Source organism: Micromonospora sp. CA-244673, assembly GCF_050948395.1.
GTDB lineage: Bacteria > Actinomycetota > Actinomycetes > Mycobacteriales > Micromonosporaceae > Micromonospora.
Window position 1 is genome coordinate 2,905,586 of the sequence record NZ_CP192019.1, and the last position, 13,029, is coordinate 2,918,614.

Genomic DNA, 13,029 nt, shown 5'->3' on the forward strand with positions numbered 1-13,029 from the left:
GCCGGAGCCGGAACCCCGCTAGGCTGGCCGGCGTGGATCAGGAAGACCGGATCGCGCTGTTCCTCGACTACGAGAACCTGGCGCTGGGTGTGCGCGACCATCACGGTGGCCGGGCGTTCGATTTCCGCCCGATCGCCGACGCTCTCGCCGAGCGCGGCCGGGTGGTGGTGCGCCGGGCCTACGCGGACTGGTCGTACTTCGACGAGGACCGGCGGATGCTCACCCGGTCGCACGTCGAGCTCATCGAGATACCGCAGCGGATGGGCGCGTCGCGGAAGAACGCGGCCGACATCAAGATGGCCGTCGACGCCGTCGAGCTGGCCTTCGAGCGGGGGTACATTTCCACGTTCGTGATCTGCACGGGGGACAGCGACTTCACGCCGCTGGTGCACAAGCTCCGCGAGCTCAACAAGCGGGTGATCGGGGTCGGCGTGGAGAATTCCACCTCGGCGCTGCTGCCGCCCGCCTGCGACGAGTTCCTCTTCTACGACCGCCTAGAAGGGGTTGACGTGCCGCCGGCGGCCGGCCGTCGGGGTCGGGGGGCCCGCCCGGCCGAGCCCGAGGCGCCGCCGCCGGCCGAGCTGCCGGCGGAGCCGCCGGCCGAGGCGCCGCCGGCCGGGGAGGAGCCCGCGCGGGACGTCGACACGCTCGCCGTGCTGGTGGCGCAGACCGTGGCCGGCATGCAGGGCAGCTCCAGCGGCGAGGTGACCGCCTCCGGGCTGAAGCGCACCCTGCTGCGCAAGGACCCGACGTTCAGCGAGTCCGACTACGGCTTCCGTACCTTCGGGGAGCTGCTGCGCCACCTGGCCGGGCACAACGTCATCGAGCTCGCCGCGGGGCCCGCCAAGGGCGACCCGGAGGTGTCGCTGCCCGAGCGGGGCGACCGGGAGGTGGCCTTCGCGCTGCTGCGGTCGGTGGTGGTGGACCTGGCCGGCGAGGGCGGCGCGGTGGCGCTGTCCGGGCTGAAGGACCAGGTCCGCCGGGCGCGGCCGGACTTCAGCGAGAAGAAGCTCGGCTACCGCAGCTTCCTCCAGTTCTGCAAGGCGGCCGCCACGAGCGGCGCGGTGGCGCTGCGGTGGAGCCCGGAGGCCGAGGACTACCTGCTCACCCCGCAGACCCCCTGACGGCCGGTGCCGCCCCCGTTCAGGTCCGGCGGCACAGCAGCGGGTCGAGCACCGGGAGCCGGAGCGGGTCCAGGCAGACGCCCGCCATCGTGGGGTTGCTCGGGGACGGCGAGCCGGTTGGCGTCGCCGTGGGGCTCGCGGTCGGCGCCACCGCCGGGGGTGGGCTCCCGGTCGGGCTCGCCGCCGGGGGAGGGGGCGCCGGCGCGGTCGCCGGGGGCGTCGTGGCGCGCGAGGGCGCCGGCAGCACGATCGGCGCCGTGCCGACCCGGGCCGGGGTTCCGGCGAGAGCCGGGCGCCGGGCGCCGTCGGCCGGCCGGGGGAACCGGGTGGGCTGGCCGGCCGGCGGCCGGGTCGCGGCGTCGTCGGGCTGGCCGGGTGTGCGCAGGACCGGGTCCGGTGCGAGGTCGTCGTCGGGTCCCGCGGCGGGACCGTCCGTGGCCGCCCCCGCCGGGCGCACCGGACCGGCCGTGGCCGGCCAGGTGCCGGCGGCCGCCATCCCGAGGAGCACCGCGACCGCCACGGCGCCGGCCGCGACCAGGCGCTCCGGACGCCGCCGTTCCGCCGGGGCGTCCGCGACGCCGAGCGGTCGCGGCGGTCGCGGCCGGGCGGCGCGGTGCGCGGCCAGCAGCCCGTCGAGCTGCGTGACGACCGCGTCGCGGCCCCCCGTGGCGGCGGCGTACGCGAGCGTGAGGTAGAAGCGGAAGTTCGCCGCGCCGGTGGCCGGCACCCGCAGCCCGGCCGGGCGCCGGCCGTCACCGGGGTGCAGCAGGGTGACCGGCAGGTCGGGGTGGTGCCCGAGGCCGAGCAGGTCACCGTGGGCCCACTCGCGCCGGCCGGCCGGCCCGGTGAACGCGACCCGCCGGTCGGTCACCACGGCGGCGCCGGTGTCGACCACCCGCAGCCCGGCCGGGAGCGCGCCGTCGGCCGGGTCGAGCAGCTCGGCGGTCAGCGCCGGATCCGGCGCGGGGAGCCCGGGCAGGTGCCGGGCCTCCGCCTCGACCAGCTCCACGACCGGCACGATGCGGTAGACCACCTCACCGTCGTCGAGCTCGACCGGCAGGTCGGTGCCGGGGAGAGTGCACCCGTGGAACCCGGTCGCCTCGATCACGAGCCGTTCCAGGTGCTCGGTGCGCCGGCGCCACGTCCGGGCCGCCGCCTCGTACGCACGCCGCCGGCGCTCGTTCTCGCGCCGCGTCCATGCGATCTGCCGTCCCAGCTCGGGGTGACGCCCGGCCGGGGTGGACCGTTTCGTCGTCACGCCCGGTACAACGTCCTCCACGGAGGGTGGACACGTGAGGGCGGCTATCGTCCGCTTTGGCACCGGTACGTCCGTGCGACAATCCGCACATGGCGCAGATCGTCCAGTTGCTGGCCTCGGCGGTGCACCGCTACGTGGGCCGGCCGGCCGACGGCCCGGCCCCGGCGCCGCCGGGCGAACTGGTCGAGGAGGTCCGGATCCGGGCCGGCCTGGGCATCGTCGGCGACCGCTACTTCGGCCGGCCGGCGCACCGGGAGGCGAGCGTGACCTTGATCGCGCAGGAGTCGCTGCCTCCCGGCGCCGACCTCACCCAGGTCCGGCGCAACGTGCTGACCCACGGCATCGCCGTGGACGAGCTGGTCGGCCTGGTGCTCACCCTGGACTCCGGGGACGGGCCGGTCCGCCTGCGGGTCCACCGGGCCGCGCCGCCCTGCGCCTGGCTGGACGTCACCGTCGCGCCGGGCACCTGGAAGGCGCTGCGCGGCCGGGGCGGCGTCCGCTGCGCCCCGCTCACCGACGGCGTCCTGCGGGTCGGGCCGGTCGAGGTGACCGTCGACTCCTGACCGGGCCCGGGAACTTTCCGGCCCCGCCGGCCGACCAACGTGCGGCCCTCCGGTCGGCGGCGGGGTGACGAGGAGGACGTCGGGATGAACCGAGCGGGGCTCGCGCCCGTACCGTCGATCGTGACGGTGGTGGACCGGCGGGCCGGTCGCGGATGAGCCCCGAGGCCGACGACGAGCAGGTGACCCGGTGGGCGCAGCGGGCCGGCCGGGGCGACCAGCAGGCCGCCGCCGCGTTCGTCCGGGCCCTCCAGGGCCCGGTGTGGCGGTTCCTCGCGCACCTGGCCGGCCCCGCCGAGGCCGACGACCTGACCCAGGAGACGTTCCTGCGCGCGCTGCGCGGCCTGCCCGGTTTCGCCGGCCGGTCCACGGCCCGCACCTGGGTGTTCACCATCGCCCGCCGGGTCGCCGTGGACCACGTCCGGGCCGCGACGGCACGCCCCCGGGTGGCCGCGCTGCCGGACTGGCAGGCCGCCGCCGAGGCGGCCGGGGCGGTCACCCCGGGCGGGGACGAGACGGTGACCCTGCGCGGGCTCATCGCCGGGTTGGCCCCGGAGCGGCGGGAGGCGTTCGTCGCCACCCAGGTGCTCGGCCTCTCCTACGCCGAGGCGGCCGAGGTGTGCGGGTGCCCGGTCGGCACCATCCGGTCCCGGGTCGCCCGGGCCCGCGAGGACCTCGTCGCCGCCTGGCAGGGCGACGCCCGGCCCAGCCGGGTGGTCTGACCGCGCCCGGCCGGTCAGGCGGCCCGGCGGTCGCGGGCCTGCGCGGCGTACGGCCCGCCGGGCAGCAGCCGCAGCGGGGCGGGCTCGGACGGCTCCTCGGTGCGCAGCGCCCAGCGCGACCCGGCCGACCGGCCCTGCCGGGGCGGCGTGCCGCCCGGGCGCCACCTGGGCCGGGCGAGCAGCACCATCACCACCCAACCGACCAGCAGGAAGCCGTGGCTGACCAGCCGCTGCACCGCCACCTGCCCGGTGATCAGGTCGTTCACCGACAGCAGCACCAGGGTGGCGACGAACGCGCTGAGCATCGGCAGCAGCCCCGCCGGGGCGGACCGCCGCAGCGCCACGTAGAGGAAGCCGGCGCCCACGGCCACGTTCCAGGCGGCCGACTCGTGCCAGAGGTGCTGGCCGGTGGTGTGCGCGTGGTCGATCACGGCCTCCCGGCCCACCTGGGCCAGGCCGAGCACGAGCTGCACCGCGCCGAGCAGCCCGAGCACCCCGCGCAGCCCGAGCGCCGCGCGCTCCGGCCACGCGGGCCGGGCCGGCGGCGCCGCGGCGAGCACCGCGTCGACCAGATCGGGCACCGGCGGGGCCAGCTGGGTACGGGCCCGCCGGGTCACCGCGACGGCCGCCTCGAACCAGCCCCGGCAGCCGGCGCAGCCCGCCAGGTGCGCCTCGGCCGCCGCGCTCTCCGACCGGGTCGCCTCCCCGTCCAGCTGCGCCGACAGGATCTCCCGCCACTGCTCACACGCCATGTACAGGTAGTCGTCCGCACCGCCCGCCTGGTTCCCGACGCCGGTCCGCGGGATGCGGGGCGTGCGGCCTGGCCCGGTGGGCCCGCGCCGACGAAGGGCGTGACCGGGTACGCCGGGCGGCGGGCGGCTGTGCCATGGTGGGCGCTCCGGGCCGCCGTGGCGTGTGCCCCGACCGGGAGGGAGCGGCCATGGGGGAGGGCTCGTCGGGGCCGCTGCACGGGGTCCTTGTCGCCGACTTCTCCCGCATCCTGGCCGGGCCGTACGCGACCATGCTCCTCGCCGACCTGGGCGCCGACGTGGTCAAGGTGGAGGCGCCGGGCGGCGACGACACCCGGACCTGGCAGCCGCCGGTCCGCGACGGGGTCTCGACCTACTACCTCGCGGTCAACCGCAACAAGCGTTCGCTGGTGCTCGACCTCGCCGACCCCGACGACGCGGTGCTGGCCCGCCGCCTCGCCGCCCGGGCCGACGTCATGATCCAGAACTTCCGGCCCGGCGCGCTGCGCCGCTTCGGCCTCGACCACGACACCGTCACCGCCGCCAACCCGCGCCTCGTGTACGCCTCGATCAGCGGGTTCGGCGCGGCCGGCGGCGCGGACCTGCCCGGCTACGACCTCATGGTGCAGGCGGCCTCCGGGCTGATGAGCCTGACCGGGGCGGCGGACGGCCCGCCGTACAAGGCCGGGGTGGCGGTCTTCGACGTGATCGCCGGGCTGCACGCGGCGGTCGGGATCCTGGCCGCGCTGCACCACCGGGCGGCCACCGGTGTCGGGCAGCATGTGGAGGTCGACCTGCTCTCCTCGGCCCTGTCCGGGCTGGTCAACCACACCAGCGCGCACATTGCCGGGGGAGTGGTGCCGCATCGGATGGGCAACGCCCACCCGAGCATCGTGCCCTACGAGCCGCTGCCCACGGCCGACGGTGAGCTGGTGGTGATCGCCGGCAACGACGGGCAGTTCCGCACGCTGTGCCAGGTGCTCGGCCTGCCCGGGCTGCCCGACGACCCGCGGTTCCGGCGCAACCAGGACCGCACCGCGCACCGCGAGGCGCTGCGATCGTTGCTGGTGGCCGCCCTGGCCCGGCGGACCAGCGCCGAGTGGTTCCGCGAGCTGCGCGCGGCGGGCGTGCCGTGCAGCCCGATCAACCCGGTCGCCGACGGGCTGGCCCTGGCCGACGGGCTCGGCCTCGACCCGGTGGTAACGGTCGGCGGCGTGCCGGGGGTGCGCCACCCGATCGGGCTGTCGGCCACCCCGCCCCGCTACGACCTGCCGCCACCGGGGCTGGACGAGCACGGCGCCGAGCTGCGCGCCTGGCTGGCCGGGTGAGCGGTCAGGCGTCGCGGCGGCCAGCAGATCGTCGACCCGCCACTACGACAACGTGGCCAGAATGGGCATCAACCAGTACAACAAGATGCAGAACCAGGTCCGCAAGGTGTCCGGCTTCGGGTACCTCTTCGAGCTGGACCACATCATCGAGCAGCGCCTCATCCGGCGGCTCCGCGAGTGGACCGAGGCCGTGCCGGAATCCCTGGCCTTCCAGGCGTTCCTGGTGCCCAAGAACGCCGCCGTCGCCGCCGAGATGATCCGCGTCGACCCGTCCTCGCACGTGATCCGCTACGTCCACCAGGCGAAGACCGACCTCATGCGGACCCTCATCCCGCACGGGTCCGAGGGCCTCTTCACCGTGCAACAGGTCGCGGACGCGACGCTGTTCACCCTGAAGTCGCTGGACGCGCACACCTACGTGAAGACGATCGACGTGCTGGAGGAGGACTTCCGCTTCCTCGCGGAGGCCCTCGGGCAGAAGATGCCCCGACTCCGGCCGTGGGACGAACTCACCGAGGACCTCTTCACCGCGGCCAACGGCTGGCCTCAGGCGAAGTAGACCGGATGCGGCAGGCGCCGTTCCTGCTCACCGCGAGGGTGGGCGTCGCAACGCGAGTTCAGCTCCCGGCCGCGGGCATCCGTGCGATAGCTTGTGGCCCCATGGGATCCGTGGACCTGGTCCTGGCCGTCGTGGTCGCCGCGGCCAACCTGGCCGTCGCCGCCGTGCTGCTCGCCAGGAGCCGTGGCGGCACGGTGGTGCCCCGGATCGTCGGCCGCCCGCAGCCCTTCCCACGCCTGCGGGCCGCGATGCACGCCTGCCTCGGGCTCGGGATGGGCGTCGGCTGGCTCGTCAAGGACATCTTCCCGCCCCACTCCATGGGCGACACGGTGGTGTTCAACGTGACAAGGATCCTGCTGGTGGCTGGCCTCGTCACCGCCCTGCTGGGCGCCTTCAAGCACGCGCGAGCAGACCATGAGCGAGGCCGGCGGCACGCCGACGCCACCATCATCAAACGTGTCGAGGGCTGACCGGACGGGTGCGGGCGGGTCAGTCGGCAATGCCGGTGAAGCCGGTCACGTGCTCGGCCCGCAGCCGGACCAGCAGCTCGCCGGGCACGGCGTTGCGCCGGCCGTACTCCTCGGCGCGGTCGGCGCCCATGTAGCGGGCGGCGATCCGGGTGGACCAGGGAAGTGACTCAGCCGGGTCCTCGCTGATCGTCACCGGGCCCCGCACGGTGACGAAGGCGTAGGGCGGGTGCTCCTCGTCGACGGTCAGCGCCGCGCGCGGGTCACGGGCCAGGTTGCGCCCCTTCACGCTGCCGCCGCCGGTGTTGAAGACGAGGTCGTCGCCGTCGAGCACGAACCAGATCGGGGCCACGTGCGGAGAGCCGTCGGCCCGCACGGTGGCCAGCTTCCCCGTCCGGGTGCCGGCGGTGACGAAGGCCCGCCACTGTTCGTCGCTCATCCGCTGTGCCATGCGGCCATTCTGACCCACCACCCCGACAGCCCGGCCGGTGCCCGTTCCCAGCCACTTCACAGCCGCGCGACCTGTCCGGCCGGCCAGGCCCGGCTAACCTTGACCGGCCCGCCGCCCCTCTGACCTGGGAGATCACACGGTGTCGTACCCCATTGCCGCCGGACCGGCCGGTCCGGTCCCGCCGCGCCGACCCGCGCGGCGGCCCTGGCCGCGGTGGGCCCGGTGGTGCGTGGCGGTCGGCACCACCCTCATGACGCTCAGCGGGGTGGCGCTGGGCGGCAGCGCCTGGCTGCTGCACGCGGCGACGGGTGAGGTCACCCGGCAGAACCTCCTCGGCGCCGCGGCCGCGCCGAGCGAGCAGCACCGGACGATCACCGGGGCGAAGAACATCCTGCTCGTCGGGGTCGACACCCGCCCGCATCAGGACCCGAGCCAGCTCACCCGGGCGGACTCGATCATCCTGCTGCACATCCCGGCCGACCACACCCAGGCGTACCTGGTCTCGCTGCCCCGGGACTCGCTGGTCACCATCCCCGCGTACGACAACGGGGCCACACCGTTCCGCGGCGGGCAGAACAAGATCAACGCCGCCTTCGCGTTCGGCAGCCGGGGGCTGACCGGCTCCGCGGCGCTCTCGCACGGCTTCGAACTGCTGGCGCTGACCGTCCGCGACCTGACCGGCATCACCCCCGACGCCGGCGGGATCATCGACTTCCAGGGCTTCAAGAAGATCGTCCAGGTGCTCGGCCAGGTCTGCATGTACGTCGACGAGACCACCACCTCGATCCACGTCGGGCACGACGCCGCCGGCAAACCCGCCGCGCCGTACGCGATCAACCCGGACGGCACGGTCAACCACCGCATCCCCGGCGTCACCCCGAACGTCTACACCAAGGGCCAGCACTGCCTCGACCCGGCGCAGGCGCTGGACTTCGTCCGGCAGCGGGACCTGCTGGCCAACCACGACTTCGACTACGGCCGGCAGCGCCACCAGCAGCAGTTCGTCAAGGCGGTGCTCGCGCAGGTGGTCAGCCAGGGCCTGGACTCGCCGACGAAACTGCCCGGGCTGCTGTCGGCGGTCGGCCGGACCATGACCGTGGACGACGGCGGCATCCCGCTCGCCGACTGGGCGTTCGCCATGCACGGCGTCCGGCCCGACGCGATCACCACGCTCAAGACCAACGGCGGCACCTTCAACAGCCGTACCGTGCCGGGCGTCGGCAGCGCCGAGATCCTCAGCCCGACCAGCGTGCAACTGCTGCACGCGGTCCGCGACGACACGGTTGCCGCGTTCGTCGCGGCCCACCCGACCTGGGTGGCCGACTCCGGCCCGACCCCCGCCGACCACTGACCCCGGCGGGAGCGGGAAGCCTGGCCGGTACTCTGGCGATCATGGCGGACTGGGAGATCCGTCCGGCTTCGGTGGCGGACGTCGAGGCGGTGGCCGAGTTGCGGGCCGTGGTGCTGCGGGCGGATCTGGAGCGGCTCGGGCGGTACGACGAGCAGCGGGTGCGGCAGCGACTGCGCGACGGGTTCGCGCCGGAGCACACGTGGGTGATCGAGGTGGGCGGCGTGTTCGGTGGCTGCGTGTCACTGCGGCCGGCTGGGGACGCTCACTGGCTGGAGCACTTCTACCTGGCCCCGCACCTGCAGGGTGGCGGCATCGGTGCGGCTGTGCTGCGCGGGCTGCTGGAGCAGTGCGACCGCGATGGCAGCCTGGTCCGGCTGAACGTGCTGCAGGGCAGTCCGGCCCGGCGGCTGTACGAGCGGCACGGTTTCACGATGGAGACCGAGGATCCGGTGGACGTATTCATGGTGCGCGAGCCCGCCTCGATCATCCGTGTCCGCTGACCGTCCGATGAGCTCGCGGAGCCAGTGGACCAGGGATGCCATGAGGCCTTACCCCGGCACGGACAGGTGCCCGGGCCGGGGCTCGCACGCCGTGAGGGGCCGGCCTCAGGTGCGCGGCGCGGCCACGGCGGCCTGGGCGTCGACGACGCCCCAGCCGTACAGCGGCGTGTAGACGCCGCGCAGCCCGACGACAGGGGTCCGGGCGGTCGACATCAGCACCGAGTACACGTTGGCCACGCCGCGCCCCTGGGCGACGAGAAGCGCCGCCACCCCGGACACGTACGGCGTGGCCATCGATGTGCCGGCGAAGGCGTCGTAGTCACCCTGCCCGCAGGTGGCCGAACCGGCGCCTACCGGGACGCTGGACCAGACGTCGTCGTCGCAGTTGACCAGACCGGCCCCGCCGGGCGCGGCGACCGCCTTCAGATCGGCCTTCACCCCCAGGTTCGAGTACCACGCCTTGACCTCGTTCCGGTCGGTCGCGGTGACGCAGAGGGCGCCGGCCTCCCAGGCCGGGGTGTCGCACAGCGGCGCCGTCTCGTTGCCGGCGGCCGCGATGACGGCGACGCCCTTCGCCTGCGCGTATGCGATCGCCGCGGTCACCTCGGACTCCAGGCCGGTGAGGGTGAGGGCCTGGGTGCCGGGCTGTGCGCCGAGGCTGAGGTTGACCACCTTGGCACCGCGGTCGGCCGCGTAGCGGATGCCCGCGGCGATGTCGGCGAAGCTGCCGCTGCCCGCCTCCAGCACCTTGATCGGCATGATCTTCGCGTCGCGGGCGACGCCGGCGACACCCACACCGTTGCCGGTGGCCGCGGCGGCGATGCCGGCCACGTGGGTGCCGTGCTCGTCGCCGGCATCGGGCAGGCCGTTGGGGCCGCGCCAGTCGCCGTTGCCGCAGGAGGTCGTGCCGCAGTCGACGAAGGTCGCGCCGGGGACGAGCTTGGCCACCAGATCCGGATGGCCGAGGTCGACGCCGGTGTCCACCACCGCGATGACCACCCCCGCCCCCGTGCTGGTCGCCCAGGCCTGCTCGGCATGGATCTGCCGCAGACCCCACTGCCTGTCGTACAACGGATCGTTGACGGCCGCCTGGGCGGGTGCCGCGGTGGCCGCCACCAGCGCGGTGACGACCGCGGTGGCGGCTAGTAAGCGGGTGAACGGCATGAGGTTCTCCTCCCGACGGACAGCAGTTCATCTATGCATCGGGGATGGAGCGCGAAATGCAACAGCGGCCGGATCTTCCGACCGGCAAGTGCCGTCCATCAGCGCCCGCCCGTCGGTCAGCTGGCCGGCGGGCACCTTCCCGCCGTCCACCTCGACCAGGACCGGGCTGCCGTCGCGGAGGTCCGCGAAATCACCGGTGCCGGCCCGGGTGGTGCCGGTGCGGATCAGCCAGCTCGGCGTCAGCCGTAGCGTGCCAGGCGTCGGTAGCGCCGAGATCCTCAGCCCGACCAGGGTGCAACTGCTGCACGCGGTCCGCGACGACACGGTTGCCGCGTTCGTCGCGGCCCATCCGACCTGGGTGGCCGACTCCGGCCCGACCCCCGCCGACCACTGACCCCGGCGCGACCCGAGAGGTTCGATCCGGGCTGGTCGACCGGGCGGTCGAAACCGGCGTCAAGCCGCGCCATCGGTGTCGGCAACCGGAGAACCGCTCGCAGGGGTGGGCTCCGGTTCAGGGCCGAGGGCGGCGGCCGCCTCAATCCCGAGATCCCGAAAGTACGGCCATCCCTGTCGGCCGCCGCGAAGATCACCGAGCCGTACCGTGAGGAATGCGTCAGCCGAGAGCCAGGCTCGGCCGTAGACGCCACCCCACTCGGCCAGGAAGTCCTGCTTGTCGACGTACTTCCTGGCGACGTACAGCCCTGCCACGTCCAACATCGCGATCGCGCGGTTGATGAGGTCGAAGTTGTCCGGCTCCTCGTCGCGCAGTCGGAGGACCGACTCCACCGTCTGGGCGCGAGTGAAGAGAAGCCGCCGCCCTCGCTGCAGGTCCGCTTCCACCAGACGCTCGTGCAGCTTGAGAAACAGGTCCCGGCGGTCCTGTCTCCGGCGGTCCTTGTAGGAGAGGCCGGTGAACGCCAGAGCGGCGATCGAAATCAACAGCGATGCAGAGGAGCTGACCTGGGGAAGCCACCCCGCGTCCGTCATGCCCCGAACGTAGCGGAACAACTCAATCGCCTGTAGTCCGAGAACCGTCAGGATGACGGCGACGCCGCCGCCGGGACGCGGCACCGGCCTGACGGCGGGGAACAGCGTGTCACGTTTCGCAGCCGAGGTCGACCACCGTGTCGCCGATGCCTGCTCAGGGCATGGTTGGTGGGCGTTGGGGGCCCGGTGTCCTTAGCTGAGCTGCTCGGCCCGGGCGACGATGATGCCCTCCGGCCCGCGGACGTGGATCACCGTCCGAGTGCGTCCCGGGCGGCGGCGGAACCGGCGGGCATCACCCGCCCCGCAGTGGCCGAGACGGCGTTACGCACCTCGTCCGCCAGTCGCGCCGAGCTGCCACCCGCCGCTCGCAGCTGCTCCAGGCCCATCCGGCCGAGGACTGCGGCAGCGACGAGGTAGCCGGCGGTCAGCCCGGACGCGGCCAGCCGCCGAGGCAGGAACGACTCCAGCATGCGCAGCGCAGTCGTCGACGCCGCCCCGACGCCCAGCACCAGACAGCCTCCGGCCGTAGCCAACAGCGCGAGGCCGACTCCTGCGGGCAGGGCGGCATCGGCGAGTTGTTGGCGAACCTCCCGCACCTCCTCGCGGACCACGTCGGCCACGTCCGCCGCCAGGCGATCAGTGGGACTGGCCGTGGCCCGGGCCCGTCCTGGCTGGCCTGCCGCCTCTTCCGTCATCGCTCATTCCCCTCCCGCGCGACCAAGCGGCACCCGCATACCCTCAGGCTCTGCCGACACACCCGAGGTCCGGATGCTTCCCGAACAACCCTCGGCGGGTGGCTGCGGCGTGACGCGGGCGTGACGGCGGGGCGACGGCCGCGCGGGACCCTCGGCGGCGTGAGCAGCTTCCCGGGCAGCCCGCGTACCCTCCGCGGCGCCATCATCGCGGTGGACCCGCTGGGGCCGCTGTCCCGGGTGGTGGTGTTCCAGTACAACCCGGACCAGGTGCAGCGCACCATCGCGCCCCGCTCCGGCGGGGAGTCCGGGCAGCGTGCCGCCGACGCGCACCGGGCCTGGGGCGCGCCCACCGAGACGATCACCATGACGGTCGACGTCGACGCCGCCGACCAGTTGGAGACCGGCGATCCGGTCGCCGCCACCGTGGGCGTCCTGCCCCAGCTGTCGGTGCTGGAGATGCTCCTGCACCCGGGCAGCGTCCGGGTGATCGCCAACTCGGTGCTGCTGGCCGCCGGGACCATCGAGATCCTGCCGGTGGAGCTGCCCATGGCGGTGCTGGTCTGGGGGCCGGCCCGGGTGGTGCCGGTGCGGATCACCCAGCTCGGCGTCACCGAGCAGGCGTTCAACCCGGCGCTCAGCCCGATCCGGGCCACCGTGGACGTCTCCGCCCAGGTGCTCACCTACGACGACCTGTCGCTGACCGACGTCGGCTACGGGCTCTACCTCGCGCACCTGGTCGCCAAGGAGGTCCTCGCCGTGGTGGGCGCGGTCTCCGGTGCCGTCGACGCCGTCACCGACCTGGCCGGAGCGTGAGATGACCGGGCGCTACGACTCCGTACCCGTCGCCGGAACGACCGTGCCCGACGGCGCCGGCGGCCTCCGCGAGGTGCGCTACCTGCGGCGGCGGCCGCTGCCGGAGCTGCGCGACGTGCGGGCCGCCGCCACCCACCGGGTGACCGCCTCCGACCGGCTCGACCTGGTCAGCCACCGGTACCTCGGCGACGCCACCGCGTGGTGGCGGATCGCCGACGCCAACGGGGCGCTCGACCCGGAGGCGCTGACCGGCCCGGACGCCGAGGGCGAGCTGATCGTCATCCCGCTGCCGGGGGTGTGA

17 protein-coding genes are annotated in these 13,029 nt (G+C 74.4%); 11 read left to right on the forward strand and 6 right to left on the reverse strand.

The features are described from left to right. The first annotated feature begins 32 nt into the window (after positions 1-32). Complete coding sequence (locus ACQP12_RS13565) at positions 33-1,124, forward strand: NYN domain-containing protein (RefSeq protein WP_433287952.1); 1,092 nt, start codon at positions 33-35, stop codon at positions 1,122-1,124. A gap of 19 nt (positions 1,125-1,143) precedes the next feature. On the opposite strand, the gene ACQP12_RS13570 is transcribed toward ACQP12_RS13565, so the two are convergent. After that, entirely contained in the window at positions 1,144-2,382 is a 1,239-nt protein-coding gene (locus ACQP12_RS13570) for a hypothetical protein (RefSeq protein WP_433287953.1), read from the reverse strand. Positions 2,383-2,471: 89 nt separating this feature from the next. Between ACQP12_RS13570 and ACQP12_RS13575 the strand changes: the two genes are divergently transcribed. Continuing rightward, on the forward strand, positions 2,472-2,945 hold the full coding sequence (locus ACQP12_RS13575) for a molybdenum cofactor biosysynthesis protein (protein WP_433287955.1): 474 nt from the start codon (positions 2,472-2,474) through the stop codon (positions 2,943-2,945). A 152-nt stretch (positions 2,946-3,097) separates the two neighbouring features. After that, entirely contained in the window at positions 3,098-3,664 is a 567-nt protein-coding gene (locus tag ACQP12_RS13580; protein ID WP_433287957.1) for a sigma-70 family RNA polymerase sigma factor, read from the forward strand. A 14-nt stretch (positions 3,665-3,678) separates the two neighbouring features. Here ACQP12_RS13580 and ACQP12_RS13585 read toward each other — a convergent pair whose 3' ends face one another. Next, on the reverse strand, positions 3,679-4,416 hold the full coding sequence (locus tag ACQP12_RS13585) for a zf-HC2 domain-containing protein (protein WP_433287959.1): 738 nt from the start codon (positions 4,414-4,416) through the stop codon (positions 3,679-3,681). A 188-nt stretch (positions 4,417-4,604) separates the two neighbouring features. Here ACQP12_RS13585 and ACQP12_RS13590 point away from each other — a divergent pair, with 188 nt between their 5' ends. From ACQP12_RS13590 to ACQP12_RS13600, 3 genes are all read left to right on the forward strand, one after another. Then, complete coding sequence (locus tag ACQP12_RS13590; protein ID WP_433287960.1) at positions 4,605-5,741, forward strand: CaiB/BaiF CoA transferase family protein; 1,137 nt, start codon at positions 4,605-4,607, stop codon at positions 5,739-5,741. A gap of 61 nt (positions 5,742-5,802) precedes the next feature. After that, positions 5,803-6,300 carry a hypothetical protein gene (locus ACQP12_RS13595; protein WP_433287962.1) on the forward strand — a complete coding sequence of 166 codons (498 nt, stop codon included), beginning with the start codon at positions 5,803-5,805 and terminating at the stop codon, positions 6,298-6,300. 101 nt (positions 6,301-6,401) lie between these two features. Next, positions 6,402-6,770, forward strand: a complete 369-nt coding sequence (locus tag ACQP12_RS13600) for a hypothetical protein (protein WP_433287964.1) — start codon at positions 6,402-6,404, stop codon at positions 6,768-6,770. 19 nt (positions 6,771-6,789) lie between these two features. On the opposite strand, the gene ACQP12_RS13605 is transcribed toward ACQP12_RS13600, so the two are convergent. Beyond that, complete coding sequence (locus ACQP12_RS13605) at positions 6,790-7,218, reverse strand: PPOX class F420-dependent oxidoreductase (protein WP_433287966.1); 429 nt, start codon at positions 7,216-7,218, stop codon at positions 6,790-6,792. Positions 7,219-7,447: 229 nt separating this feature from the next. On the opposite strand from ACQP12_RS13605, the gene ACQP12_RS13610 reads away from it, so the two are divergent. Further along, on the forward strand, positions 7,448-8,569 hold the full coding sequence (locus tag ACQP12_RS13610; protein ID WP_433287968.1) for an LCP family protein: 1,122 nt from the start codon (positions 7,448-7,450) through the stop codon (positions 8,567-8,569). Between the two features lie 41 nt (positions 8,570-8,610). Then, a complete protein-coding gene (locus ACQP12_RS13615) occupies positions 8,611-9,069 on the forward strand; it encodes a GNAT family N-acetyltransferase (protein ID WP_433287970.1) in 459 nt (152 codons plus the stop codon). 105 nt (positions 9,070-9,174) lie between these two features. On the opposite strand, the gene ACQP12_RS13620 is transcribed toward ACQP12_RS13615, so the two are convergent. Beyond that, positions 9,175-10,233 (reverse strand): S8 family serine peptidase, encoded by a 1,059-nt coding sequence (locus ACQP12_RS13620; RefSeq protein ID WP_433287972.1) that lies wholly within the window; start codon positions 10,231-10,233, stop codon positions 9,175-9,177. A gap of 88 nt (positions 10,234-10,321) precedes the next feature. Between ACQP12_RS13620 and ACQP12_RS13625 the strand changes: the two genes are divergently transcribed. Further along, a complete protein-coding gene (locus tag ACQP12_RS13625) occupies positions 10,322-10,627 on the forward strand; it encodes a hypothetical protein (protein WP_433287974.1) in 306 nt (101 codons plus the stop codon). A gap of 59 nt (positions 10,628-10,686) precedes the next feature. Here the strand turns inward: ACQP12_RS13625 and ACQP12_RS13630 are convergent, their stop codons facing one another. Both ACQP12_RS13630 and ACQP12_RS13635 read right to left on the reverse strand, forming a co-directional pair. Beyond that, positions 10,687-11,220: a hypothetical protein gene (locus ACQP12_RS13630; RefSeq protein ID WP_433287976.1), complete on the reverse strand. Its 534-nt coding sequence runs from the start codon at positions 11,218-11,220 to the stop codon at positions 10,687-10,689. Between the two features lie 248 nt (positions 11,221-11,468). Beyond that, a complete protein-coding gene (locus ACQP12_RS13635) occupies positions 11,469-11,915 on the reverse strand; it encodes a phage holin family protein (protein WP_433287978.1) in 447 nt (148 codons plus the stop codon). Positions 11,916-12,074: 159 nt separating this feature from the next. On the opposite strand from ACQP12_RS13635, the gene ACQP12_RS13640 reads away from it, so the two are divergent. Together ACQP12_RS13640 and ACQP12_RS13645 are read left to right on the forward strand one after the other, a co-directional pair. Continuing rightward, the gene (locus ACQP12_RS13640) at positions 12,075-12,728 is read left to right on the forward strand and encodes a hypothetical protein (RefSeq protein WP_091261540.1); all 654 of its coding nucleotides are present in this window, start codon (positions 12,075-12,077) and stop codon (positions 12,726-12,728) included. Position 12,729: 1 nt separating this feature from the next. Further along, positions 12,730-13,029, forward strand: coding sequence for a LysM domain-containing protein (locus ACQP12_RS13645; protein ID WP_357945308.1), 300 nt, complete (start codon positions 12,730-12,732; stop codon positions 13,027-13,029).